Source organism: Halomonas sp. McH1-25, from assembly GCF_022348165.1.
GTDB lineage: Bacteria > Pseudomonadota > Gammaproteobacteria > Pseudomonadales > Halomonadaceae > Modicisalibacter.
Genome location: NZ_JAKRFI010000001.1, coordinates 471,837 through 496,872, shown reverse-complemented (window position 1 = coordinate 496,872; position 25,036 = coordinate 471,837). Strand labels below are relative to the sequence as shown.

General features: G+C 54.8%; 29 protein-coding genes and 2 pseudogenes. 16 read left to right on the top strand and 15 right to left on the bottom strand.

From position 1 onward, the window contains the following. Positions 1-17 precede the first annotated feature (17 nt). From MHM84_RS02450 to MHM84_RS02425, 5 genes are all read right to left on the bottom strand, one after another. Positions 18-701 carry a hypothetical protein gene (locus tag MHM84_RS02450; protein WP_239262068.1) on the bottom strand — a complete coding sequence of 228 codons (684 nt, stop codon included), beginning with the start codon at positions 699-701 and terminating at the stop codon, positions 18-20. 91 nt (positions 702-792) lie between these two features. Next, positions 793-1,017: a hypothetical protein gene (locus MHM84_RS02445; RefSeq protein ID WP_239262066.1), complete on the bottom strand. Its 225-nt coding sequence runs from the start codon at positions 1,015-1,017 to the stop codon at positions 793-795. Beyond that, on the bottom strand, positions 1,018-1,368 hold the full coding sequence (locus MHM84_RS02440; RefSeq protein ID WP_239262064.1) for a hypothetical protein: 351 nt from the start codon (positions 1,366-1,368) through the stop codon (positions 1,018-1,020). Between the two features lie 111 nt (positions 1,369-1,479). Then, positions 1,480-3,549 carry a flagellin gene (locus MHM84_RS21425; protein ID WP_275445646.1) on the bottom strand — a complete coding sequence of 690 codons (2,070 nt, stop codon included), beginning with the start codon at positions 3,547-3,549 and terminating at the stop codon, positions 1,480-1,482. A 161-nt stretch (positions 3,550-3,710) separates the two neighbouring features. Further along, positions 3,711-4,136 carry a helix-turn-helix transcriptional regulator gene (locus tag MHM84_RS02425; RefSeq protein WP_239262062.1) on the bottom strand — a complete coding sequence of 142 codons (426 nt, stop codon included), beginning with the start codon at positions 4,134-4,136 and terminating at the stop codon, positions 3,711-3,713. A gap of 88 nt (positions 4,137-4,224) precedes the next feature. On the opposite strand from MHM84_RS02425, the gene MHM84_RS02420 reads away from it, so the two are divergent. After that, complete coding sequence (locus MHM84_RS02420) at positions 4,225-5,451, top strand: site-specific integrase (RefSeq protein WP_239262059.1); 1,227 nt, start codon at positions 4,225-4,227, stop codon at positions 5,449-5,451. Between the two features lie 55 nt (positions 5,452-5,506). Here MHM84_RS02420 and MHM84_RS02415 read toward each other — a convergent pair whose 3' ends face one another. Beyond that, the gene (locus MHM84_RS02415) at positions 5,507-6,037 is read right to left on the bottom strand and encodes a hypothetical protein (RefSeq protein WP_239262057.1); all 531 of its coding nucleotides are present in this window, start codon (positions 6,035-6,037) and stop codon (positions 5,507-5,509) included. A 560-nt stretch (positions 6,038-6,597) separates the two neighbouring features. Continuing rightward, positions 6,598-6,855, bottom strand: a complete 258-nt coding sequence (locus tag MHM84_RS02410) for a hypothetical protein (protein WP_239262055.1) — start codon at positions 6,853-6,855, stop codon at positions 6,598-6,600. 162 nt (positions 6,856-7,017) lie between these two features. On the opposite strand from MHM84_RS02410, the gene MHM84_RS02405 reads away from it, so the two are divergent. Beyond that, a complete protein-coding gene (locus MHM84_RS02405) occupies positions 7,018-7,530 on the top strand; it encodes a helix-turn-helix domain-containing protein (protein WP_239262053.1) in 513 nt (170 codons plus the stop codon). Between the two features lie 106 nt (positions 7,531-7,636). Here MHM84_RS02405 and MHM84_RS02400 read toward each other — a convergent pair whose 3' ends face one another. The 4 genes and pseudogenes from MHM84_RS02400 to MHM84_RS02385 form a co-directional block, all read right to left on the bottom strand. Beyond that, positions 7,637-7,855: a hypothetical protein gene (locus MHM84_RS02400; RefSeq protein WP_239262051.1), complete on the bottom strand. Its 219-nt coding sequence runs from the start codon at positions 7,853-7,855 to the stop codon at positions 7,637-7,639. A 27-nt stretch (positions 7,856-7,882) separates the two neighbouring features. Beyond that, entirely contained in the window at positions 7,883-8,242 is a 360-nt protein-coding gene (locus MHM84_RS02395; protein WP_239262049.1) for a hypothetical protein, read from the bottom strand. A gap of 102 nt (positions 8,243-8,344) precedes the next feature. Beyond that, positions 8,345-8,599 (bottom strand): annotated as a pseudogene (locus tag MHM84_RS02390) (flagellin); the annotation flags it as partial. A gap of 1,452 nt (positions 8,600-10,051) precedes the next feature. Then, positions 10,052-10,462 (bottom strand): annotated as a pseudogene (locus tag MHM84_RS02385) (flagellin FliC); the annotation flags it as partial. A gap of 304 nt (positions 10,463-10,766) precedes the next feature. On the opposite strand from MHM84_RS02385, the gene MHM84_RS02380 reads away from it, so the two are divergent. From MHM84_RS02380 to MHM84_RS02370, 3 genes are read left to right on the top strand one after another with little or no spacing between them, the layout of a single operon-like run. Further along, positions 10,767-11,177, top strand: a complete 411-nt coding sequence (locus tag MHM84_RS02380) for a nucleotidyltransferase substrate binding protein (protein ID WP_239262047.1) — start codon at positions 10,767-10,769, stop codon at positions 11,175-11,177. Continuing rightward, the gene (locus tag MHM84_RS02375) at positions 11,174-11,518 is read left to right on the top strand and encodes a nucleotidyltransferase domain-containing protein (RefSeq protein WP_239262045.1); all 345 of its coding nucleotides are present in this window, start codon (positions 11,174-11,176) and stop codon (positions 11,516-11,518) included. The genes MHM84_RS02380 and MHM84_RS02375 overlap by 4 nt, the downstream gene beginning before the upstream one ends. 10 nt (positions 11,519-11,528) lie before the next feature. Then, on the top strand, positions 11,529-11,762 hold the full coding sequence (locus MHM84_RS02370; RefSeq protein ID WP_239262043.1) for a DUF2835 family protein: 234 nt from the start codon (positions 11,529-11,531) through the stop codon (positions 11,760-11,762). Here the strand turns inward: MHM84_RS02370 and MHM84_RS02365 are convergent. The 4 genes from MHM84_RS02365 to MHM84_RS02350 form a co-directional block, all read right to left on the bottom strand. After that, complete coding sequence (locus MHM84_RS02365; protein ID WP_239262040.1) at positions 11,759-12,805, bottom strand: asparaginase; 1,047 nt, start codon at positions 12,803-12,805, stop codon at positions 11,759-11,761. The two genes, MHM84_RS02370 and MHM84_RS02365, sit on opposite strands and share 4 nt — an antisense overlap. A gap of 75 nt (positions 12,806-12,880) precedes the next feature. Then, positions 12,881-14,098 carry an MFS transporter gene (locus MHM84_RS02360; protein WP_239262038.1) on the bottom strand — a complete coding sequence of 406 codons (1,218 nt, stop codon included), beginning with the start codon at positions 14,096-14,098 and terminating at the stop codon, positions 12,881-12,883. Positions 14,099-14,106: 8 nt separating this feature from the next. After that, positions 14,107-14,619, bottom strand: a complete 513-nt coding sequence (locus tag MHM84_RS02355) for a hypothetical protein (RefSeq protein WP_239262036.1) — start codon at positions 14,617-14,619, stop codon at positions 14,107-14,109. Between the two features lie 44 nt (positions 14,620-14,663). After that, a complete protein-coding gene (locus MHM84_RS02350) occupies positions 14,664-15,170 on the bottom strand; it encodes a hypothetical protein (RefSeq protein ID WP_239262034.1) in 507 nt (168 codons plus the stop codon). 210 nt (positions 15,171-15,380) lie between these two features. On the opposite strand from MHM84_RS02350, the gene fliD reads away from it, so the two are divergent. From fliD to cheW, 11 genes are all read left to right on the top strand, one after another. Further along, positions 15,381-16,772, top strand: a complete 1,392-nt coding sequence (gene fliD / locus MHM84_RS02345) for a flagellar filament capping protein FliD (protein WP_239262032.1) — start codon at positions 15,381-15,383, stop codon at positions 16,770-16,772. 12 nt (positions 16,773-16,784) lie between these two features. Then, positions 16,785-17,180, top strand: a complete 396-nt coding sequence (gene fliS, locus MHM84_RS02340; protein WP_239262030.1) for a flagellar export chaperone FliS — start codon at positions 16,785-16,787, stop codon at positions 17,178-17,180. A gap of 6 nt (positions 17,181-17,186) precedes the next feature. After that, positions 17,187-17,552, top strand: a complete 366-nt coding sequence (gene fliT, locus MHM84_RS02335; protein WP_239262028.1) for a flagellar protein FliT — start codon at positions 17,187-17,189, stop codon at positions 17,550-17,552. After that, positions 17,549-18,760, top strand: a complete 1,212-nt coding sequence (locus MHM84_RS21560) for a flagellar hook-length control protein FliK (RefSeq protein ID WP_239262026.1) — start codon at positions 17,549-17,551, stop codon at positions 18,758-18,760. Before fliT ends, MHM84_RS21560 begins: the two co-directional genes overlap by 4 nt. A 2-nt stretch (positions 18,761-18,762) precedes the next feature. Then, positions 18,763-19,041, top strand: coding sequence for an EscU/YscU/HrcU family type III secretion system export apparatus switch protein (locus MHM84_RS02325; RefSeq protein ID WP_239262024.1), 279 nt, complete (start codon positions 18,763-18,765; stop codon positions 19,039-19,041). Positions 19,042-19,343: 302 nt separating this feature from the next. Further along, positions 19,344-19,670, top strand: a complete 327-nt coding sequence (gene flhD / locus MHM84_RS02320) for a flagellar transcriptional regulator FlhD (RefSeq protein WP_239262022.1) — start codon at positions 19,344-19,346, stop codon at positions 19,668-19,670. A 6-nt stretch (positions 19,671-19,676) separates the two neighbouring features. After that, on the top strand, positions 19,677-20,264 hold the full coding sequence (gene flhC, locus MHM84_RS02315) for a flagellar transcriptional regulator FlhC (RefSeq protein WP_239262020.1): 588 nt from the start codon (positions 19,677-19,679) through the stop codon (positions 20,262-20,264). Positions 20,265-20,416: 152 nt separating this feature from the next. After that, positions 20,417-21,289 (top strand): flagellar motor stator protein MotA, encoded by an 873-nt coding sequence (gene motA / locus MHM84_RS02310; protein WP_239262018.1) that lies wholly within the window; start codon positions 20,417-20,419, stop codon positions 21,287-21,289. Further along, complete coding sequence (motB, locus tag MHM84_RS02305; protein WP_239262016.1) at positions 21,286-22,242, top strand: flagellar motor protein MotB; 957 nt, start codon at positions 21,286-21,288, stop codon at positions 22,240-22,242. Before motA ends, motB begins: the two co-directional genes overlap by 4 nt. 19 nt (positions 22,243-22,261) lie before the next feature. Beyond that, the gene (cheA, locus tag MHM84_RS02300; RefSeq protein ID WP_239262014.1) at positions 22,262-24,403 is read left to right on the top strand and encodes a chemotaxis protein CheA; all 2,142 of its coding nucleotides are present in this window, start codon (positions 22,262-22,264) and stop codon (positions 24,401-24,403) included. Beyond that, positions 24,400-24,915 (top strand): chemotaxis protein CheW, encoded by a 516-nt coding sequence (cheW, locus tag MHM84_RS02295; protein ID WP_239262012.1) that lies wholly within the window; start codon positions 24,400-24,402, stop codon positions 24,913-24,915. The genes cheA and cheW overlap by 4 nt, the downstream gene beginning before the upstream one ends. The last annotated feature ends 121 nt before the right edge of the window (positions 24,916-25,036 follow it).

Genomic DNA, 25,036 nt, shown 5'->3' with positions numbered 1-25,036 from the left:
ATTTCGCCTTGTCTCCTTTACCAGCGGTTGGTGAGAGGGATCGTCTTCAACGACATCGACTCGTCCCGGTAGTGGTCCGCGTCTTCCGGGTTGATGTAGTACACGGTAGATGACGAATAGAGGACCCGGTTGTTTTCGCTGACCTGAGTGGTAATGATGACCTCCTTGTCGGTCACGTTCGCCCAACTGCCACTGAACGCATCGACACCTGCCGCGGCAGGTATCAACGCCAGCGCAGGCTCGCTCCAGTGATTGATGGGGATGGTTGCAACGGCAATGCCGGTGGCTATCGTCGTCAGTGCGCCCGGCGGCGGCCGAATGCCGTCGCGATCGTCATGTTCCACGACCTGAACGCGGTAATCGACCTGGGCGGCGCCGAGCGGGTCGGTACGAACGATGGCGCCATTGGCTACCAAGTGGCTGGTCAGCATCGAGCCGAACCCGTCGGCGAACGGCATGGCCTGATTCCCGCCCGCCACGAACAAAGGCTGGCCTTCCAAACGCGCACTGCGCGCGATCCGCTCGGCCTCGTAGGCGGCAAGCACCTCCCAATGGTGCGCGGCCTGCATCTTGCGTTGCTCGCTGTAGGGGTAAGTCGCGGCCATGGGGACCTGGGTGGTATTGATGGCGCAACCAGTGAGAAGCGTGGTGCTGAGTATGATCAGGGCAACGGGGGAAAGAGAGAGCAGCCGATAGGGCATGGTGAACGCCTTTTATGAATCGCTTGGACACTTTAGCGTTCTATCGGCGTCGACAGGCAAAGCTTTATGGGTAGAAAAGACAAAGGGGGGGTTAGAAGGCGAGCATGATCTGCGTATAGTGCTGCTGCTCCTTGACCGAACGGGTGTAAAGCTCGTGCAGCGCAAGGTAATCGTCAGGCAGGGACTCATCGAAGCCGGTGGCCTCGAAGCGGGTCATCAAGGCCTTGGCATCGGCAATCACCGACTCGAGTTCGTCGAGGATGTGCCGGCAATCTTCGAGGCTCAGTGTCTGGTCATGTCGCTCCGATTCATGCATTCACTCACCTGTCTGTATGGCGCGGGCGCGTTGGTAGAGGGCGTTAGCGCTTTGGATGGCGAATTGCTCATGGCGATCCAACAGCAAGACGGCATTACCAGCACCTGTCGCTGCGTCGTGTAACTCCTGAGCATAGCGATCCATCAAATGATCCAGGTTCATGCGGATCATGGTGATTTCCAACTCGAACTCCTGTTGCAGCAGCTCATTGCGGATACGCGTTTCGTCAGAGGGAGCCTGAGCGATAAGCTGAGAGAGCGTATTGTTGACGAGATTCTCCACGGCTTTGAGCTTGGTAAGCACGTCGTCAAGAATACACTTGGCCGTTATGGTGTTGGGTTCGGGCAACATGGCGACTGTCCTAAAAGGACAGGCTCTCGAATCGAGAGCCTGTGTTGAGTGGGGTAGGGCCGAAGTCCCACCCCGGTAGTGCAGATATTGCGTGTAACGCTAAGCTTGGGATTAACCCAGCAGAGACAGTACGGACTGCGGCAGCTGGTTAGCCTGCGCGAGGACGGAAGTACCGGCCTGCTGCAGGATCTGGCTGCGAGTCATGTTGGCCACTTCCGTTGCGTAGTCGGCATCTTCGATGCGTGAACGTGCAGCAGACAGGTTGGTCTCGGTAGTGCTCAGGTTGGTGATCGCAGACTCGAAGCGGTTCTGGATGGCACCAAGGTCAGAGCGCAGAGAGTCGACCTTAGAGATGGCATTATCCAGCATGCTCATCGGGTCAACAGTAGCACCTTTCAGACTACCATCGTCATTAGTCTCTTTGGTGACGGTAACTTTACCGTCAACATCGGGTTCAGACAGTTTGGCGTAGGTGTAAGTGGGGTTCTCTTCGGTACCGCCTTTCACTACGTAAGTGCCCGTGCCGTTGCCTTCATTGTCAGTGATTTCATGCAGGCTTTCTCCAGCTTCTAAACCTTCAAAAGTAGCAGAAGCCTCAACGTCAGTTACTACTTTGGTTACCGCATCTGCACCTGTGCCATCATCAGTGACCAAAGAGCTAGTTACAGCTTCAGAGGAGGAGTCCCAAGAAACGCTACCATCGTCGGCCACGTCAGCCGCATAGTAATTACCATCGCTGCCCTTGACGACATAGCCACTCTCGTCAGCCAGTGCATACAGGCCATCTTGTGTAACTGCCATGGGGCTAGCAGCTTCATCAGCCAATTGGAGCAGGTCGGCATTGCTGCTGACACTGACATTGGCAGTTGCAACTTCTGTTACGGCGCCGCCCGGTGCGATGTTACCGGAGCTGACTTCCTGCATTGCTGTTTCATCAACAGTAGCAGTCAGGTCCCAAGAAGAAGCATCTGCTGCGTTCCAGTCAGCTGCCGCTGCAGCGGTGTCTACGCCAACATTTACTGCGTAGTACTTATCGTCGCTACCTTTAGTTGCGTAGTTACCATAGCTAACGGTAGAGAGGTCAGTACCAGCTTTGACAACATTATCGCCATTTGCAACAGCGTCAGCACCAGATGCAGAGTCAAACACTGCACCAGCTGATGTGTCGCCGAGATCAGGGGTTGCATTCCTGCCTGTGATTTGACCAGACGTTGCATCAATAGTAACAGAAGTGTAATTGGTGCCATCAGTAATTGCATACTGAACAGTATTGTCAGCAGCAGTATAGGCAACCAGACTCTCGCCTGAAGCTACTTGCCCATTGAAGTCGATAGCATAAGTATCAACTGTTGTAGCTGCTTCATCATTGCGCAGATACAGGTCACCATCAAGTGTTACACCGCCGGCTAGGCTAGGGGTAGTACCAGTGTTGGCGTCGTTGATAGCAGCTGGAAGATCAGACGAGCTGATAGTTGCAGAGGTCAGGGCTCCACCAGCGACGTCAACATCGGCTTCGTCCAGAGCTGGTGTAGCTGAGTCCCAAGTCAGTTGGCCCGTAACAGGGTTAGTAGCGAGGTCGTAGTACTTCTCGTCGCTTGCTTTGACAGCATAGCCACCACCGCTTTTCGCGTAGACGCCTGTAGCAGTCAGCGGTTCAGGAGAATAGCTGTTGGTTTGGATGCTAGCAGTTTTGCTCACATTAAATGAGCTGCCAGAGGTCATTTCGGCGCTCAAGTTATCGCTGGAAATGATTTGGCTAACATCGAACGATGCGAGGCCAAGAGTACTTTTATTAATCTGTTCAAGGTTAAGCGAAATCGTTTCGTTGTCCTTGGCACCGACCTGAATTTTCAGCTCGTTGTCTTCCTGCAGGACTTTAACACCGTTGAAGTTGGTTTCTTCAGAGATGCGGTTGATTTCGCTCAGACGCTGCCCGATTTCATTCTGGATGGATTTCAGGTCGTCTGCTGAGTTGGTACCGTTCTGAGCCTGAACAGAGAGTTCACGGATACGCTGCAGGTTGTCGTTGACCTGATTCAGGGCGCCTTCAGTAGTCTGCGCAACAGAGATACCGTCGTTGGCATTACGCTGTGCCTGAGACAGACCGGTGATCTGGGAAGACATGCGGTTGGCGATGGCCTGACCGGCTGCATCATCCTTGGCGCTGCTGGTACGAGTCAATTATGAACTAATAGTATCTATATGAAATTATTAACGGTTCTGTGACGCTGGATGCCGCCAAGTGAGTCTTTTCTTCCACTTTTCTACATAGCAGCGGCCTAAATAATGCTCTGAATCACCTTGGGCAAATGAAAAAATGCTTTAAAATCAAATTGTTGCCTTCAATCATCTTCTTTGAGTTCTTTCTTCAGCCTATCCAGTACAGACTCAATCCGGCGTGGTTCGGAATCAGTCTTTGCGAGCATTTCAAGCATTTTAACCCCCTGTTGATGACGATCTGAACGTCTACGGGTATCGTCCATCAGCTTTTCCTTAAGAAGGTCGATAGCTTTAGGTTCTATCTCAATATGAACACTATCGGTGTATAACGTATCCACCGTCACGCCTAATTTTTTTAATATTTTCAATGTTTTAGCGTAAATTTCGAAGCGCATAGGGAGTTCTAGCGTTTCAATACGCGCGATAGTGGGTTTTGAGACACCAATCAATTCAGCAAATTGGGCTTGGTTAAGACCCATTGCCGAACGCACGGCTCGCATCGCAACGGCTATTTTCACGTTCGTCTCAATGTCTGCTTCGTCAGTCATGTCTATTCCCGGTTTGCCTTCTGTGCCTGGGGTTGCATAAAAATGTCTTAGTGATACTATTAGTTCGTACGCCAAAGCGGAGTGATCTATGCCAAGCCAGAACCTTACCCAGCAATTCGTTAACAAGGCCCCTTGTCCGTCAGGCAAGAAGGCTAAAGTAGACTATTTTGACACAAAAATTTCAGGCCTTTTCCTTAAGGTACTGAAATCTGGCCGAAAAACCTACTACCTGCGCTTCAAGCATGACCGTGACGGGAAGCGCGAAAAGAAGTTAGGCGATGCCAGCATCTTAACATTGGATGAAGCCCGGACGAACGCGAGGAAGAAATTGGCCCAGCTTCAGATGGGCAATGACCCATTCGCTGAACGGGATGCACTGAAGCAAGTGCCTAAATTTGCGGATTTTGTTCATAACCAGTACATGCCGCATGCGAAGGAACATAAACGAAGCTGGAATGTCGATGAATGGATTCTACGCTTGCATGTGCTGCCGGTACTGGGGCATTTGCACCTGGATGAAATTACTAAGCAACATGCGATTGAGCTTGTCCGTAAGCATCGTCAACACCCTGAACAGTTCAAGCCATCCAGTACCAATCGAATGATTTCGGTATGTCGTCGTGTATTTAGCCTAGCGTTGAAGTGGGATGTGCCAGGGATGCAGAAAAATCCAATGGATGCGGTCCAGGTCCTTGCAGAAAATAACCAGCGTGAGCGATATCTGACCAACGAAGAACTGCCACGGTTGATGAAAGTCTTTGATAATCATGAAATTAAGATGGTAAGGCACATTATCTGGATGTTGATTTTGACAGGAGCAAGAAAACGGGAAGTGCTGGATGCGAAGTGGCAGGATTTCGACTTGGAAAGGTGTCAATGGCGCGTACCATACAGCAAAAGTGGAAAAGCGCGTTATGTACCCTTATCCGAAGGTGCCATAAGGCAACTATCCAAAGTGCCGCGCATCGAGGGTTGCGATTATGTCTTTCCCAACGAAAAAACGAAGCGGCCATACGTAAATATTTTCAGCTCGTGGGATACCATAAGGAAGGAAGCGGGCATACCAGATGTGCGAATCCATGATTTGAGGCACAACTATGCAAGTTATTTGGTTAACTTAGGCTATTCGATATACGATGTGCAAAATATCTTAGGCCATTCAAATATCAAGACTACGCAGCGGTATGCCCACTTGAGCCAGGGCAGGTTACTGAAAGCTAGTAACGCCCTATCTACCCTGATTGAGCAAAGTCTTTCGATAAAGTTCGAGCCAACGGATCATGATATTGGAACGTTAATCGAACATCGTGCATAAATAGTCAGAAGCCCCATCCTTGTGATGTTTTATATAATATGGATGGCTGGGGCTGTTATTTTCTTCCTTCTGGTGTGTATAAGTCCCACTGCACCGCTTCAGGGTGAGCTGATAGCTGTTTTAGTAAATAGTTAACAAGTCCTTCCGTGTCATAGATTTTTTTAATCCACTCGTCCTGTTCAAAGCAGCTTAAGGTTGGGTTCGCTGTTTTTGCGTCTACGCCTATCCATGCCTCAATAACGCTATCCCGTAAAATGAAATTTTCTTTCCTTTCTGGACTGCCAATACGTTCCTTTGGGTTTTCTATCAAAGCGTGGACATGCAGACCTTCAAATCCATGGTTTTCGATGACGGGAATGATTCTTAAACGTTTGTTTGATCGTGAGCCAAAGCATTTTATACTTAGTTCGTTGATAAATTTTCTAGTTATGCTGTTTACCTTGATTCTATCATTAATCGCGTGTTTGAAGGTTAGGGTTATGAAGTAATCCCATGGGTGTTTTTTAACCATTTCATAGATTTCTTTTTTTAGTTTTTCCATTTTTTGTTCTGAAGAATTAGGGGTTGTTGAATTTGATTTTTTCATTTCACTTTCCTTTATTTTAGTCATAAATTAAACCAAGGGATTATCGCGTAATGTCTTATATATATTATATATTGGCTGCTTTGAACGCAAGGAACCGCCAGTATGCGTTGAGTTTGCGATAAAGACAAAGAAACCTTGCCGTTGCCAGATATTGTGCCGTTACAAAGTGGCCCGCCACTTAGTGTTATTGCCTGACTCATATACTTAGCAGGACATACATGTAAATGTCTCAAAATATTTACATGCAGTTAAAGTCTATGGTTAAGGTCAGTCTTGGAAATAAAAATACGGGCCTGTGGCGGCCTATTGTATTATTAAGTAAGGTTGGGGGTGGCTAAATTCCACTTTACTTTTTCGGGATGCCTTTTCACCTTTCTTATCATATAATCAATAACGCCTGGTGTATGGCGAACTTCTTTCATCCGGCAACCATGCACAAATTTATTTCTGGCTGGATTGGCCGCTTTCGAGTCTGAGCTTATCCAAGCGCGTATAATTTCTGACCTGAATGCTGATTTTCTTCTTGATGTATTGTATGCTTGAATATTCGGGTCATTGATTTATAAAAGTTCCTGCTGGCCATTGGGTGTAAGTTCATCAATTATGGGGAACATGGCTACTTTTTTTCTGATACTTGACCCGAAAAGCCCTGTGTTCAGCCGATTTCGAAAATTAATCAACACTAAATTAATTTTTGATTCGCTAGTTATTTTTTTGCTGAATGGCAGTGTAATGAAATAATCCCATTGGGTTTCTTCTATGGCCCTTATGGCGTTGTTCTTGTGCTTTTCGCAAACGTATTCTTTGAATGATTTCATCTTCTTCCTTTGGGTCTGTTGTGTTTTTACTGTACGTTTCATTTTGCCATTAACTAAACCAAGGCATTGCTAGTACAATGTCTTAAAATTCACCTGCTATGGCTGCTTTGCCGCAAAAATCGCCTTGTGCGTTAGGTTTGCGATAATCCAAGAAGCCTTGTCATGCCACACTATTTACGCTCTCGTACAATGGTCCGTATGAGCGTTTCATCGGCCTACGTATCTTTAGGAAAAAATCTGGGCGATATGTCTCAAAATTTTTCAAAGCAGACAAAAAAATCTTATCGGCAAAAGAAGTCTTTGGTTGCCGAGGTCGTAAATCAGAAAAGGGTTGTCTTTGACACGTATGCAGAAGCCTGCGAGGCGGTGGGCATCAGTCGAAGCACCTTCTATCGATGGCGGGCCGAAATCATGAAAGAAAACAGGCAAGGCGAGGTGATGAAGAAAGGCCAGCGAAAGCGACCTAAGCGATATGCCCGCCAGCTTCCTGATAGTACAAGGGAATTGATTACTCAGCTGGCGCAAGACCCTGCGTTTACCAATGCGGCAAGTATCGCGCGAGCGGTCAGGGCACAAGGCATTGCGATTGGGAATGCAACGGTTATCGGGGTGCTGAGAGCGGAGGGGTTATATGATAAGGTTCGTCAGCGACGCAAGAAGGGGAAAGACAACTAAGACTTGTGCGAGCACACCAAAAACGCTGTTTAAACGACGATATGCTTTACCTGTGGGTTGGGGCGTATTCGGTCAGCGAAAGCTTCTAGAAGCCGTCCTGGCGATTCTAGGACGTGTCCTGATTAAGGTCGGTGCTATCCAGCATTTTCTGTGTGTGGTAACGCTGTTCCTTAAGCGCTTGGGTAATGATCATTTCCAGCTTGGCATAGTCGTCTGGCATCTCGTCGTTCATGCCTGTGTCTTCAAACCGGCCCATCAGCTTTCGGGTCTCAGTAATCAGGGCGTCTAGTTCGTCGATAACGTGCTGATATTCGGCTTGGTTCATATCCTTGTGGCCTATGCCAGTGGTTTTTCAATTTCCGGCCTGAATGGCGCACGCTCGCTCATATAATTTTTTAGCACTGTCGATAGCGAAACGCTCATGTTGATCCAGTTCCAAAATAGCGCCAGCTTCCCTGCCACCAGAACCGGAAGCGGCCTGGATTTCTTGGGCGTAACGCTTCAACAGGTGATCTAGATTCATGTGGATCATCATTATTTCCAGTTCAAATTCGTGCTTCAGAAGCTGGTAGTGGCTTAGCTCAGAAAAATTTCCAAACTCGGCAATCGTTGTGTGAAGCGTATTGTTAACGAGCTTTTCCGTGGCTGTCAGCTTGGGGATTATCTCATAGACGAGATCACGGGCAGAAATTGTGTCAGCTGTAACTAGCATGGACTGATTCCATAAAAAGACAGGCCCCCAAATCGAGAGCCTGTTTTGAACAGGGCAGGGCATAAACCCCACCCGTTACTGCGTGTACCGCGATGCTTAGGATTAACCCAGCAGAGACAGTACGGACTGCGGCAGCTGGTTAGCCTGCGCGAGGACGGAAGTACCGGCCTGCTGCAGAATCTGGCTGCGAGTCATGTTGGCCACTTCTGTTGCATAGTCAGCATCTTCGATGCGTGATTTAGCGGCAGATAGGTTGGTTTCAGTGGTGCTCAGGTTGGTGATCGCAGATTCGAAACGGTTCTGGATGGCACCAAGGTCAGAGCGCAAAGCATCAACAGTCTTTAGCGCACTATCAAGTGTGCCTAAAGCATCGACGGTTTTAGCTTCGCCTTTGGTGACGACAGCTTCGTTACTGGCATTAACTTCTACGTCGGCAGCATTGTAAGTTACATTGCCGTATGAGTCTTCGCCTTTCACGACATAGCCTGTCACATTGCCATCAGCATCTTTAACTTCATGCAGTGACTCATTTGAAGCGAGGCCGGTCACAGCTGCTTCGTTCGAGGTTGAAGTTACGATTTCGTTTAGCGAGGTGGTTTCATCGACGTCGGCCGCAGCCACTGCAGCCGTAGATGAATCCCAGCTTACATTGCCGGTATCCGAGTCAATGTCGGCTTCGTAGTAATTACCATCGCTACCTTTGACAACATAGCCGCTTTCATCTGCCTTAGCATATAGGCCAGCAGCAGTGGGGGCTTCGTAGAGCTTTGTCACTTCGGCGCTAGTGTCTACCGTGGCAGCATCAAGCGCACCGGAGGCAGAGTTCCAAGTCACTTCCCCAGTAGTGGTGTTTGGTGTCGCCGCATAGAAGTTACCGTCATTACCCTTAACAGCATATCCGCCAGCTGAAAGTGCATACAGGCCATCAGCGGTCGGCACATCAGCCGGATCAACAGCAACGTTATAAAGGTCATCTGTGACTGACGGCGGTGTGCTCGTGTCTACGATAAAGTCGGTTGTGCCACCTGCTACGACGTTGTTCTCACTAACTTGCACCCAGTTAGCGGGAGTTCCAGAGCCGCCAGTAACAGTGAAGGTGGCTGTATCATTGGTGTTGTCAGGGTCAGCGACTGCATCTGAGGCCGTAAGAGTCAGTGCGTAGAAGTTGCCATCATTGCCCTTGATCGCATATCCGCTTCCCGAAGCAGCAGCTTCAGCATCGGTTACGTCGTTGCGGCGATAGATCGTCTTGTCACTGAAAAAGTCAGTGTCAGTTGAGTCGCTAGGGTTCGTAATGTTATTAGTATCGGTAGTTATAGCTGCTTCGGTAGCATTTACGTAGCTTACTGATGAAGGATCACTTGAGATATTGGTGGTGCTGTCGGTGGGGCCTTTGGATGTATCAAAGTAGTACCCGCCAACATCGTTCTTTTCGATATCGTAAAAGTTACCGTCGCTACCTTTTGCTACAAAGCCGCTAGTGTTCGATCCACCGGTGGCATCGTATACGCCAACTGCAGTGATTCCAGAGTCCTGTTCGGAGTCAGTCAGATCAACACTGTTAGCTTGGATGTCAACATTAATGTCGGCATCGCTATTGGCCTGAATGGTGGTGCTTAACTTGGTCTCATACGTGCTATCAAGTGCAATAGTATTGAGTGCATCAGTACCAATTGAATCGCTGCTCATCATGGCGTTGACATTGAAATTCCCAACACCAATTGAAGAAGAATTTATTTCTTTTAAGTTGAGGGAGATGGTTTCCCCATCATTGGAACCAACCTGGATTTTTAGACTATTATCTTCTTGAAGCACCTTAACGCCGTTGAAGCTAGTTTCTTCAGAAATACGGTTGATCTCATTGAGGCGCTGACCAATTTCGTTCTGGATAGAGTCTAAATCTTCTGCTGAGTTAGTGCCGTTAGTGGCCTGAACGGTCAGTTCACGAATACGCTGCAGGTTGTCATTGACTTGGTTCAGCGCACCTTCAGTGGTCTGGGCGACGGAAATACCATCGTTGGCGTTACGCTGTGCCTGTGCCAGACCAGTGATCTGGGCAGACATACGGTTGGCGATGGCCTGACCTGCCGCATCATCCTTGGCGCTGTTGATGCGCAGACCGGAAGACAGGCGCTCCATGGCGGTGGTCAGATCGCCCTTTGATGAACTCAGGTTCTGCTGAGCGATCATGGAAGTGATGTTGGTATTGATCACTGACATTGTGATATTTCCTTCTGTCTAAACCTATCTAGGTCTTGGGGGCTCCAGTGGCGGGTCGGCTCTGTTCGCCCCTCTCGCCACAACGGCGCCGTTGGCCGTTACCCTGTATATCGTCGCCTGGGAAAAATGCTTTAGGGGCAATTGCGATTTTTTTGAAGAAGCAGGTATGGGTGTAGATGGCAGAGGCATGCAGCGCACCAGGTCTGTATAGGTTGGATGTACGATTCCCTGCAGCTCAGGCCTCTGCTAGCCTTGCGCTGGATCTATTTTATAGGCTTGCTCGGGAGCTATTGCGATGTGCGCCATGGACATACGCTGGCTGCAGCGCTTCAGCAATTTTGGGAAGGCGTTATCGCAATTGGATGAGGCAGTCGCCACGATGCGTCAGCGGGAGCTTTCCAATCTAGAAAAGCAAGGGGTTATTCAAGCTTTTGAGTATACCTACGAGTTGGGCTGGAATACGCTCAAGGATTATCTGCAGTGGCAGGGGATAGAATCCATCGTCGGTTCACGCGATACGATCAGGCAGGCATTCTCGCTGGGCTTGATTGAAGACGGCGAGGCGTGGATGACTATGCTGGTGGACCGCAACCGCACGTCGGATACCTATAATGAAAAGACGGCCCAAGATATCCTGCATAACATAGAGCAGTCGCACCATCGCCAATTGATGGCGCTTCAAATGACCTTGAGGCTACAGCGAGAGAAGATGTGAGCGACACGAGCGAAATTCAGCCATCAGGGTTATCAGCTCAGGCTGAGGCTCGTATTCGTAACGTCTTGTGTCAATTCGCCGGGCTAGAGCGAGCGATCCTCTATGGCTCACGGGCGATGGAGACGTATCGGCCGGGGTCGGATATCGACCTGACTTTCCTGGGTAGCAGGTTGACATGGCATGACCTACAGCAGCTTGAATTGCGCCTCGATGACCTGCTCTTGCCATATCGGTTCGATCTATCACTCTATCATCAGATCGATAATCCTGATTTGGTTGCGCATATCCAACGCGTCGGCGTCCCCTTCTACGAGCGGGATTGCGGCGAGCCCGATCAGTAGCGTAGCGCTCATGCCGAGTATCGATGTGGTCATCCAGCTGTCGACCGATGAATGTCTCAGGCATTACCGAGGCGAGGCGCAGAACGTCTATGCCACCAGCGTCGATGGGCGCCGCGTGCTGTTCCCCGCCAGGGCGCTGCGGCGCATTCTGCGCCGCGATGGGGTCAATGGCGTGTTTCGGCTTACTTTTACCGAGGACGGGCGATTCGAGTCGATCATTGCACTACCAATGCGCAGTGGCTAACGCTCCCCAGCCAAGGACGTAAGAAAGCGTTTTCGCTTGTCTTCCAAAGTCAGCGGCTGAGCCGTCAAATGAATCAGCTTGGTCATGGCCGCCTCGGGCGTCATGGCATCGCCCGCCAGAACGCCCGCCTCGATCAAGCCTTGGCCGGCAGCGTAGGTGTCAATGGCCACGGGGCCGTGCGGGCACTGACTGATAGCGGCGATCAGCTTGCCTTCGCCAGTGGCTTGGGCGAGCACGCCGAGCAGTGCCGGATCGTCGGGAACGTTGCCGCTGCCCCAAACTTCCAGCAGGGCGCCGTATACGCTTTCATCCAGCAGCCAGTTGGCGAGTAGTCTTGCCGGCATACCCGGCCATAAGGCGATGCGCACGATCGGCGAGTCATTCAAAGCGGTATAGTCGTATAGCTCGAATCGCGGCAATCCCCGCTGCTGGGCTTCGAGTCCGCGTGACGGGTAAAGCACCGGGGTGCCATCCACCATCTCGCCCAGTAGCGGGTAGTTGGGGCTGGCAAAGCCATCGAATCGATGGGTGTCCCACTTGCGCGTACACACGCCCCGCATCAGCTTTCCGTCAAAACACACGGCGACTTCTTGTAGCGTAGGTAAAGCAGCGAAGCGCAGGGCGGCTTCTACGTTGTTCAAGACATCGCTGCCTTCGGCTTCCAAGGGCAACTGGGCGCCGGTCACGATGACGGGACGGTCGATGCCCTGGAGTTGATATGCCAGGCTCGATGCGGTCCAGGCCAGGGTGTCGGTGCCGTGAAGGATGATGAAGCCCGCATAGTGCTTGAGACCAGAATAGCGTTCGGCAACGTCTCGCCCCAGGCGCTGCCAGTCGGCGGGCGTAGCGGCACTGGAGTCGATCGGCCGGGTGGTTTCCTGCACCTCGAAGTCAGGTAGCGACGCTTGGCGATCCGGGGGCAACTGGCCCAGCGCGTTGCGCAGACGGCCTTCGATATCCCGGCCCGGGACCAGGCCACGTTCGCCTGGCACCATTCCCAAGGTACCGCCTGTATAAATGACGAGAAGAGGCGCGGAATGCATGAGGCGTTTTTCCCTTGTTCGTTAAGGTCTGTCTGAAAAGTCGGCAACCACAGGCACTTTTCAGACGGACTCTAGTCACCGGCGCGTAGTGATCAATCGGCCTTGCGGATCCAGATCCAACTGGCGCTGTCGGCCGGCCAGCAATGAACACGCCATGGCGGCAGCCACGAAAGCCAGCAGCACGCCAGTCAGCACGTCGAGCCCGCTGGTGTACTCCAGCAGAATGCCTACCAGCAGGGGGCCGGTGGCGGCGAGACTATAGCCGATGCCTTGAGCCATCCCCGACAGTTTGCCGGCCAGGCGTGAGTTGGCACTGCGCAGAACGATCAGTGTCAGGGCCATGCTGAAGCTACCGCCTTGACCCAGGCCGAGCAGGATGACGCCCGGCCAGCGCCAGGATAACGGCGCTTGAAGAAGAATCACGATGCCCGCCGCGGTACAACCGAGCAGCAGGAGTATCGTGGGGCGCTGGTCTCGGCCCAGGCGGGCCAGCCAAGGCGCGCCCAGCGCCGTGATTAGCTGGCCCATGACGGATGCAGCGAGCAGCCAGCCCGCTTCGGCCTCGCCAAGGCCACGGCGCTGCAAAAGGACGGGCAACCAGCCGAACACGATGTAGGCCAGCGCCGACTGGCTGCCCATATAGCCGGTAACCTGCCAGGCGAGCGGATTACGAAGCAAGTGCACCTTGGGCATGTTTGGCGTAGTGGTGGTGGATCGGTTGGGGCGAGGATGCGGCATGCGCAGGCGCCAGGCAAGCAGCGCCAGCAAGGCCAGCAAGGCCCAACTGCCAAGTCCTAGCTGCCAACTTCCTAACCAGTTGGCCAGCGGTACGCTGAGTCCTGCGCCCAACGATCCACCGAGACACAGCGCCATGGTGTAAACGCCCGTGACGATATCCGCGCCTTGGGGCAGTTCGCGTTTGACCAGAGCGGGTAGCAACGTACCGGCAATGCCGATTGCCGCGCCGACGAGCAGGGTGCCGGTATAGAGGAGGAAAGGCTGGCTGTTGGCGCGCAGGACCAGGGCGCATCCCAATAGCAGCAGGGCCACGCTAAGCGTACGCTCGGCGCCGAGGCGCTGGGTCAGCCACGGTGCCAGGGGGGCGAAGACGCCCAGACACAGTACAGGCAGGGTGGTCAGCGCACCGATGGCCATCGCCGACAGGCCAATGTCCTGCTGTATCCGCACGAGCATCGGCGCCATGGAGGAGAGCGCCGGACGCAAGTTGAGCGCGACCAGAATCATCAGGGCCAGAAAGGGAGCGAGCTGGCGCCAGTTAGGGGTAGCCGTCATTGATGTCCTTACGATTGATAAGGGTCGTTATCCTTGTCGACCAAGTGCCATTGAGGTGAAGAATGGCCGAGCGGCTCGATGGGGATGAAGTCGCTCTTGATACGTGGTGACTCGGCCTTGGCGCGGATCTCGCTGGTGTCTTCCACGCTGATCAGGCGCGGCTGGCCCTGGAAGTCGAGGGACTGACTCACCAGGCGCCCGTCATGCATCCAGCAACGCTGTGGAACCCAGGCAATTTGCCAGTGACTGCCCCGCCATGTGGCGTCAGTGTCGCTATGGAGCAGAAAATCCTCTTGGGGGATCAAGGCGGCAAACTGCGCCGAATTGATGACGGCATCGTTGCCGCCCATGCGCACCGGCCCGTGAAACTCTCCCTTGCGTAACCGGTGGAGCGTCTTGCCGATTGTACCCACTACCGCCACGCTGCCCTTGCCGCATACGTGCAGCAATGTCTCGTCGACTTGTTTGACGACCCAGAGTGGAAGGGGTTTCTTGCGTGTCAGCCAATCAGCGAGTCCCATTCAGTCGTGCCCAAGCTGTTCCGATGAAAAATAGGCGAGGTCGATCACGGTTTCATGAACTTCGCCAGATCGCCACGCACACTATCCAGGAATGTCACGAAGCGGATGTCTTGAGGTTGGTCGTGCCGGTCGATGCGACAACCCATTGTCATGCTGCGTTTTACAAGAATTTCATCGAAGATTTCCAGCGTCGCTTTGCTGACGCTCTTCGCTCCCGGTTCGATGAAGCCGTCTTCAAGGGTAAACGACTCCAGCAAGGTGGCGCGGACGCGGGTCGTACCGCCTTCCGACAGTACGCGACGTACGAATAGCCAGCCTTCGCAAGCGAGGGACTCGCCATTGTCCCGCTTTCGCTCGAAAAGCGTACGATAACAGGCGCTTTCCTTGGCGCCCTTGTCGGCCATGCTGCGGTAGGCTTCCGTGACTCGGCTGGCCATGGCTCCCGAATCGGCCAGCTTGCGCAGCGCGGCGGCATGCTCGTGCTGCAACTGGTCCTGGCGTTGAAAGGTTTGCCAGCGTCGATAGTCGGCAAACAGGTTGTTCGAGTCCATGACGGCTTCCTTGGTGTCTGTGTCGCGATGGCTGCGGTCTGGCCGGGCCATGAAAGGGCCCTATGATGGCGCACCCGATTCACCCTGTCACGGCCCTAAAGCTACAGCCGTTTTCGCCGATACAGTGAAATGAATAGCTATCGCCGGCCTTTTCGAGATTCTGGATTCTCTGCAGGCTGGTAAAAAGGATACAGATTTCAGGGGATCGTCATGGCGAGTATTTCTTCACTGGGTATCGGCTCGGGGCTGGATTTGAACGGCCTGCTCGATCAGCTCGCATCCGCCGAGCGGCAGAAGCTGACGCCGATCACGACGCAGAAAAGCAGTTACAACTCCAAGATTTCAGCCTTTGGCCAGTTGGAATCGGCGCTGGACAAGTTTCAGCAGGCGGCGGCCAAGCTTAACGATGCCGATTCGTTTCGGGCGGTGAAGAGTAGTGTCAGCGGGGATGGCTTTACGGCAGCGGCTGGTAGCGACGCCGTAGCGGGTACCTATAACGTGAGTGTCGAGCAATTGGCGCAGGCACACTCGGTTGTCTTTGGGGGCGTTGGCAAGAAAGATGAGCCCGGTGAGTTTGACGCAGGCAAGCTGACCATTCAGTTCAATGCCATTGACGCTACAGAGGATGCCATTGAAATCGACGTCACCGCCGATAGTACTTTGGAGTCGATTCGCGATGCTATCAATGCCACAGAAGGCGGCGTTACTGCATCGATCATCAACGATGGTGGCGCCGAGCCTTACCGACTGGTGTTGACCTCCAAAGAGACTGGCATGCAGTCAAAGATGACCATCAGTTCTATGAGTTCTGCAGGAGAGGCTGGTGCAATTGGGTTGGATCCTGACCCCGGTACGAATGTTGGGGTGGATGCTCAGGATGCTGTCCTGAAGGTCAATGGCATTACCATTACCAGCCAGTCCAACCAAGTCGAGGAAGCCATTCAGGGCGTGACCCTGAATCTCTCCAAGGTAACGGGGGGAGCTGCCGATACGCTGACGGTTTCCCAGGACAGCGCCGCGATCAAGAAGAACGTTCAGTCCTTCGTGGATGCCTACAACTCGCTCAAGGCGAGTATGGATAGCCTGACTTCCTACGATGCGGAAACGCAATCGGCGGGAACCTTGCTGGGCGACAATACCATGCGCAGCGTCGAATCGAGCCTTCGCCGAGTGATGCTGGGCAGCGTGGGCGAAGGCAACCTCCAGATGCTCTCCGATGCCGGTATCGAGCTCAAGCTTGACGGCAAGTTGGAAGTCAATAGCGACAAGCTGGATGATCTGATTGCCGAGAGTCCGGAAAGCCTGAGTCGCTTCTTTGGCGGCACGGAAGAAAGCGACGGTTTCGCGGACCAGCTGGATACGGCGCTTTCCGCCATGCTCGATGAAAAGGGCCTGATTGCCAACGCCACTGAAGGGTTGAAGGACCGTATCAGCTCGCTCGACGACCGCTATGAGCGTGTCGAAAGCAGCATCAATTCAACGATCGAGCGTTATCGCGCCCAGTTTGCCGATATGGACATGCTGGTATCGGAAATGAACTCGACGATGTCCTATTTGACTCAGCAGTTCGAGTCCATGAACGCCCAGCTGGGCCGAGATTAACGGAGCATGACAATGGCTGTAATGCGTGGTGCCGGTGCTTATGCCCGGGTGGGTGTCGAAACGGGAGTGATGTCGGCCTCTCCTCATCAGTTGATCGTTCTGCTTTTCGATGGCGCTCAAGCGGCGATTCGAGCCGCCAAGCTGCATATGCAGCAGGGCAACGTGACCGAGAAGGGCAAGTCGATCTCCAAAGCCATCGATATCGTGAACAACGGCCTGTCGGCGGCACTCGACCGAGAGAAAGGTGGAGAAATCGCTACCAATCTCGGTTCTCTCTACGATTATGTGGTTCGCCTGCTGCTTCAGGCTAATCTACGCAACGACGAGCAGCGCCTCGACGAGGCGGCTAAGCTGCTCGATGACATCAGTTCTGCCTGGCGTGAAATCGCCCCACAGGCAAGGAGTTAACAATTAATGACGGCGGCAAACGAAGTGCTTGCAGGTTATGAGAGGCTACTGCAGCGCTCGGCGCGTATGCTGGCCTGGGCTCGGCAGGGCGAATGGGCGCATCTCGTGCAGGAGGAGTCCGTGTATGTCGTGGCGGTCGAAGACCTGAAGCGGCTGGAAGGCGGATGCGTGCTGGATCGCGAAGGCACGCAAAAGAAGGCCGATTTGCTCGAACGTATCCTGGAGCAGGATGCCGAAGTGCGCCAGCGTCTCGAAATCCGCCGCGATGAACTGAGTGGCCTCATCGGGGATACCCGGCGGCGACGTGACATGTCGCGGGCGTACGGGGCCGTGGCGACCAGGCCGACACCGATCGATCAAGGACGGCGGTGAGCGGCATCATCACCCCGATTCTCGACACGCTCCTGCATGAAGTGCTGGGCAAGCGTGTCGAGAGCCAGACCCATCGTGAGCTTACGGAGCCGGTCAGGCCGCTTTCGCCCGGGCATGCGCCGAGAGCGTTGCATAGCGACTCGCGTCTCAACGCCGAACAAGCCGCCGCTCAGCGTCAAACTGGCATCGGGGGTAGCGCCTCGTCATCGCCAACGCTCGAATCCGCGTCGTTGGCCCCCGCATCGACGCGCACCCATTTCAGTGTGGCGGCGCGCAATATCGCCGACGTTCTCGCCAAATTTCCGGCGCCGCCGGCCGTCGTTAAATCTCCCGCGCCGTTAGTGGCCGCTGGCGAGACGGTCGACGCTTCCCAGCTAGCATCTCGCCTGCGTCAGAGCATCGAAACGTCAGGTCTCTTTTATGAGTCGCACCTCGCTCGCTGGCATCGCGGCGACCTGTCGCGTTCACTATTGGCGCGTGAACCACAGATGCAGTTTTTCATTCAGCGAACCCAGGCAGGAGTCTCTGCCGTGCCTGAGGGACAGGAGCGTATCCTGATCATCGGGGAGCGTGTTGCCGATGTCCCTGGAAGGCAGTCGGGCAGGGCGATGCCCCAACTGTCTGCTCCCCTGGTTTACACACCGCCATCTTCTGCCGCATCGATGCAAAGCCCGCTATTGCCTGGACAGCCGGGAGAAACGCAACTGACTCAGGGACAGGCGGTGTATCAGACCGAGGATGCTGCGCTCGAGACGCTACCCCGGGGAACGTCAAGCGTCGATGGGCGGGCCGAGGATGCGCTTCACGGCATCGTAAGGCATCAGCTCGAGCTGATGGTGACCCCAACACTGCGTTGGGAAGGCGATCTCTGGTCCGGCGTGTTCATGGCATTGGCGATCCACGTGCCCGAAGCCCTGGAAAGACACGGAGAAGGTGGCAAGGAGAAAGGGGAGCAGGGTGAGGAATCTGACGAGGCCGCATGGCATAGTGAATTGACCTTGCAACTGCCTAGACTGGGTGCGCTGGGTGTCAATTTCTATCTGAGAGAGAATTCGCTGAACATGACGCTGGAATGCGACAACGAGAGCATCGTCTCGACCTTGCGGGCCGAAAGCCATGAGCTGGAAGCCCGTTTCAGGCGCTGCGGGTTGGCCGACGTCAAGGTCGGCATCCTGTCCAAACGCGACACGTCTGAGATCGAGGATTGACGGTGAAAGGTCATCAGCCACCGAATCGGCGCCGTCAGGCCGTGGCCCTGGCCTACCATGGCGGCGACCAGGCACCTACCGTACTCGCCAAGGGCTACGGCGACTTGGCGGAGCGTATCGTCAACGAGGCGCAAGCCAAAGGGATTTTCGTCCATGATGCGCCGGAATTGGTCAGTTTGCTGATGCAGGTCGATCTCGATGCACGTATTCCACCAGCCTTATATCAGGTAATTGCGGAATTGCTCGCCTGGGTGCATGAAATTGATTCTCAAGGCAATTAAGTTGCGTTGAAGAGGTTGCAAAAGGTTAAACGAAAGCTTGCTGTTTTAACTTTTGTTATCTAGCCCGCCTCATGCGGAAATTAAAAATTTCCAATAAAAACAATGATATGGAATGTAACTCTTGCGTTCCGTCAAAATTATTAGAACTTTAGTCATTTCTTCTGCGTAGAGTGTTGCAACGTTTCATAAAAACGTCTCACAATAGGGACACAATGAAACACCAAGAGTCGTCTATTGGAGACAGGCTCATAATAACGAATGGCCCTAGGCCATCGACTACGCAAACGCAGGGAATGACAAACATGCTGACTGATAGCCTTCTGAACGATATCCAAGACATCAATCTCTCGTACCTGCTGTTGGTGCAGCGTCTCATCAATGAAGACCGCACCACCGCCATGTTCCGTCTCAAGATCAGCGAGCCGATGGCTGACATGTTGGCCTCGCTGTCCGTCAAACAGTTGAGCCAGCTGTCACGCACCAATCAGTTGCTGTGCCGCCTTTGTTTTGACGATCCGGAGCAACTCTTGAAGCTGACGACCGATCCGCGTGAGCAGGGCCTGGGGCAGACGCATGCTGCGTTGCTGATGGCCTCGGTGACGACTCGCTCCAACGTTCAAGCGGGGTAAGTCGACATGGCCGAAAAGAGCTTGGTCAGCGAGATGCAGCAGGTCCAGATGGCTATCGAGTTGATTGAACTCGGCGCCAGGCTACAAGTACTCGAGACCGAAACCGACCTTAGCCGTGCCCGTCTCATCAAGTTGTATAAGGAAGTTCGTGGCATGTCGCCGCCCAAGGGCATGCTGCCGTTCTCCACCGACTGGTTCATCACCTGGTTGCCGAACATTCATTCATCGCTGTTCTACAACATTTATGAGCGGCTGGTGGAGGACCACGGTTGCGAGCGCATGAGTGCCTTCGTCAGGGCGTTTCGGCTCTATCTCGAGCAGTTGACGCTGGAAGATGCCGAACCGGTACTGGGATTGACGCGTGCCTGGACCCTGGTGCGTTTTTTCGAAAGCGACATGCTCGAACTTTGCAAGTGCACCAGCTGCAGCGGCCAGTTCGTCGTTCATGCGCATACGCCGTCGCATGATTTCGTCTGTGGTATCTGTCAGCCCCCGTCACGTGCCGGAAAGACCCGCAAGCGTCGTGAAGCGATCGAGGCGGGCCGACGCGCCGCCAGCGATACCGACGGATTGCCGATGGCGCAGGCTCGCTAGGCCTGACTGAGAAGTTTTCCCGATAAACCGCAGCGATTCGAGCTGCGGTTTTTTTATGCGCGCTATCTGTGTCGTCATTTCCCTCAAGCTCGTCGTGACGTTGCCGATAACAGCATTAAGTAACTCATTCTGCAAGACGAGGACGTGTCCGCGTGTTAATCCCCATCGGCTATTTAATTGTTATCGCGTCGGTCTTCGGCGGTTACTTGATGGTGGGCGGCCATCTGGGCGCCCTGTATCAGCCCGCCGAACTGGTCATGATCGGGGGTGCTGCGGTCGGTGCCTTCGTGGCATCGAACAACGGCAAGGCGATCAAGGCGACGTTTCGTACCTTCTCCAAGCTCAAGCGGACAGCCAAGTACAACAAGCTCATGTACATGGAGCTGATGGCGCTGCAGTACAAGTTGCTTACCAAGGCGCGTCGCGACGGCATGCTGGGCATCGAGCGAGACATCGACGACCCCCAGAACAGTGCCATTTTCGCCGATTATCCCAAGCTATTGGCCGACCCCATGGTCATGGCGTTTCTGACCGACTACCTACGCCTGATGGTCAGCGGCAACATGGACCCGTTCGAGATCGATGCATTGATGGAGCACGAGATCGAAACCTTCCAGCACGAGGCGGAAGTGCCGGCCCATGCCCTGCAGACCGTCGGTGACGGACTGCCCGCGTTCGGTATCGTCGCCGCCGTCATGGGGGTGGTCCATGCCCTGGGCTCGGCGGACCAGGGCGCTGCCGAAATGGGCATCCTGATCGCCCACGCCCTGGTGGGAACGTTCCTGGGCATCCTGCTGGCCTACGGTTTCGTCAACCCTCTTGCGGCACGCATTCATCAGCAGATCGCCGAGGCGGTCAAGATGCTGCACTGCATTCGCGTCACACTCATGGCCAGCCTCAACGGTTATGCGCCGCAGTTGGCCGTGGAGTTCGGTCGCAAGGCGCTGTATACCGCCGAACGGCCCACGTTCAATGAGTTGGAAGACCATGTGCGCAACTCCAAGAGCTCGGTGGGCGGACCATGAGCGGCGCCCATCGACCCATCGTCATCAAGCGCAAGAAGTCGGTTAAGGGCGGCCATCACGGCGGGGCGTGGAAGATCGCCTATGCCGACTTCATGACTGCACTAATGGCCCTGTTCCTCGTGCTGTGGTTGCTGTCGACGGCCTCGCCGGCAGAACTCAAGAGCATCTCGGAATATTTCCGCACGCCGCTGCCGGTCGCCATGGCAGGCGGGGACAAGAACACCGCCAGTACCAGTGCCATTCCTGGCGGCGGGCCCGATCCGGCGCATGTGGATGGCGAACAGATGCGTGTCGATCGTCGTCAGGAAACGCGTCCCAGCGATGAGCAGCGTCGCTTGATCAATCTCGAAAAGCGTATCGAGTCGGTGATCGAGAGCAAGCCGAACCTGAGGGAGTTGCGTTCGCAGTTGCGTATGGCAATGACGCCTGAAGGCCTGCGAATCCAGATCGTCGATTCGGAAAGGCGCCCTATGTTCGAGTTGGGCAGTGACCGCGTCGCACCCTATATGCACGACATCCTGCACGCCATTGCCCCCGTGCTGAACGAGTTGCCCAACCGCATCAGCCTGAGTGGACATACCGATAGCCTGCCTTACGTCAATGGTGAGAAGGGTTATAGCAACTGGGAATTGTCGGCGGATCGTGCCAATGCATCGCGTCGCGAGCTGGTGGCCGGTGGGCTCGATGCCGAGAAGTTGCTGCGCGTCGCCGGCATGGGCGCGCGCGTCCCCCTTGCGGAAGTCGATGGCAGCGATGCCGCCAACCGGCGGATCAGCATTCTCGTCCTCGATAAACGCGCTGCACAGTCGATCACCGAGCAGAGCGTGCAAACCTGGTCGGAAGCACCGCCGAAGATTGCGCCTCCTGCCGGCGCGAATGTGCCGGAAGAGTCGGCTGTAGTGGCACCCAATATGGCATTGGAGTCGCTCAATGATGCGTTCAATGCCCCTTGAGACTTGAGTGGATTAGAGCATGGACATTACTGAATTCTATGAAACCTTCTTCGAGGAGGCGGAGGAGCTCCTGGGCGACATGGAGCGCCACCTGCTCGAGCTGGACGTCGATGACCCGGATCCGGAGCAGCTCAATGCGATCTTCCGTGCCGCGCATTCCATCAAGGGTGGCGCAGGGACCTTTGGTTTCCTCGTGCTGCAGGAAACCACCCACATTCTCGAAAACCTCCTCGATCACACCCGTAGGGGGGAACTGACGCTGCGCCGCGACATCGTCGACACCTTTTTGGAAGCCAAGGATATGTTGCACGACCAACTGGACGCCTATCGCAATAGTGCCGAGCCCGACCCGGAAGCCTTTGAGCGTATCTGCGCGATCCTCAAGCAACTGGCGCTGGATGAGTTGGGCAAGTCGATGGGGGGCGAGGGTGCCGCTGCGTCCAGCGCGCCTGCCGCCGCGAAGCCAGAGCCGGAGCCCGAACCCGAGCCCGTCCGCGAAGAAGACACCGCAAGCGCCGATGGCGAAGCCGGCGAAGGGGCGTTGTGTGTCGCGCTGCTCGATGTCAACGACAAGGATCGCAGCCTGCTCGTGGAAGAGCTGGGCCAGCTGGGAAAAATTCTCGACCAGCGAGGCGATGCCAAGCGCTACGAGGTGATCCTCGAATCCGGTGTGAGTACCGATGACATCGAGGCGGTGATGTGTTTCGTCATCGAGCCCGAGCAGATCCAGATAAGCAGCGTCGGTGCGCCACCTGCTACAACGGAGCCTGCCGCTGCCAAGACAGCGCCAGTTGCCGCCAAGAAGGAAGAAACGCCGCCGCCAGCCGAAAAGCAGGCCGTTTCAACGGCACCAGCGCCTGCCGAGCAAGCCAAGTCGGCTGCCGACAAACCCGCCAAGCCGCCTGCCAAGGCGCAGGGGACAAAGAACAAGGCAGGTGGAGAGTCCTCGCTGCGTGTGCCGGTCGACAAGGTCGATCAGATCATCAACCTTGTCGGTGAGCTGATCATCACCCAGTCGATGCTCGATCAGACGGCCAGCGAGTTCGACGGCGTGACCCACAGCGCCCTGCATAATGGCCTGAACCTGTTGCAGCGCAATGCCCGCGACCTGCAGGAAGCGGTCATGTCGATCCGCATGATGCCGATGGATTACGTGTTCAGCCGTTTCCCGCGCCTGGTTCGGGATCTGGCCGCCAAGCTCGACAAGGACGTGGAACTCGTCACCGAAGGCAAGTCCACCGAGCTCGACAAGAGCCTGATCGAACGCATCATCGACCCGTTGACCCACTTGGTCCGCAACAGCCTCGACCATGGCATCGAGTCGCCCGACAAGCGCGAAGCCGCCGGCAAGCCGCGTACCGGCAAGCTCACGCTGTCCGCTCAGCATCAGGGCGGCAACATCCTGATCGAGGTCATCGATGATGGGGCCGGGCTGAACCGCAAGAAGCTGCTGGCCAAGGCCGAGTCCAACGGTCTGGCCGTATCGGACAGCATGAGCGACGACGAAGTGTGGCAATTGATCTTCGCGCCTGGCTTCTCCACGGCGGAAAAGGTCAGCGACGTGTCCGGCCGTGGCGTCGGAATGGATGTGGTCAAACGTAACATCCAGTCGATGGGCGGCCATGTCGAGATCGTCTCTCGCGAAGGTCAGGGCACGACGACACGTATCGTGTTGCCGCTGACCCTGGCGATTCTCGATGGCATGTCGATCAAGGTGGGCGATGAGGTCTTCATACTGCCGCTGGGTGCCGTTCTCGAGTCGCTGCAGCCCAACGAAGACGATCTGTACTCGATGGCCGGTAACGACCTGCTGCTCAAGGTACGCGATGAGTACTTGCCGGTGATCGCGCTCCACCAGGTGCTGGACGTGCAGAACGCGCGTACCAAGCTCACCGAGTGCATCGTGGTCATCGTGCAGGGCGAAGGCCGGCGCTATGCGCTGGTGGTCGACGATCTCGTCGGGCAGCAGCAGGTCGTCGTCAAGAATCTTGAAACCAACTATCGCAAGGTGCCGGGGATTTCCGCGGCGACCATTCTCGGCGATGGCAGTGTCGCGCTGATCCTGGATATCGCCGACCTGCATCGCCTCAGCCGGCGTAAGGCGCCGCGCCGTAACAACGACCATCAGCCCCAGCTCGTTCAGGAGGTACTTCCGTCATGACCGCCGTTTCTCAGGCCAACAACCAGTTGCAGCAGGTCAGCGCCGCTGCCATCGACACCCAGAGCAGCGAGTTTCTCGTCTTCTCGCTGGGTGAAGAAGAATATGCCGTCGATATCCTCAAGGTGCAGGAGATTCGCGGTTACGAGAACGTCACGCGCATCGCCAACGCGCCCGACTTCATCAAAGGCGTGACCAATCTGCGCGGCGTGATCGTGCCGATCGTCGATCTGCGTATCAAATTCCACCTCGACAAGGTCGAGTACGGTGGCCAGACCGTGGTGATCGTGGTCAATGTCGCCGAGCGCGTGGTAGGCATTGTGGTGGATGGCGTTTCCGACGTCATGACCCTGTCGCCCGATCAGATCAAGCCGGCGCCGGAATTCGGCGTGGCACTGTCTTCCGACTACCTGAGCGGCCTGGGCAGCCTGGACGACCGGATGCTGGTGCTGGTCGATATCGACAAATTGCTGACCAGTGAAGAAATGGCGCTGGTCGACCGCACGGCCAAGTAACTGGGTTCGAGACGTTCGATTCGCCCCGCGCGGCCGAGTATCGCCGGCGGGGTGCGTCGAATACAGACCAGATCATAACAAGAAGCAGCGAGGCCATGGGCCTTGGGAACAAGAACAGGGG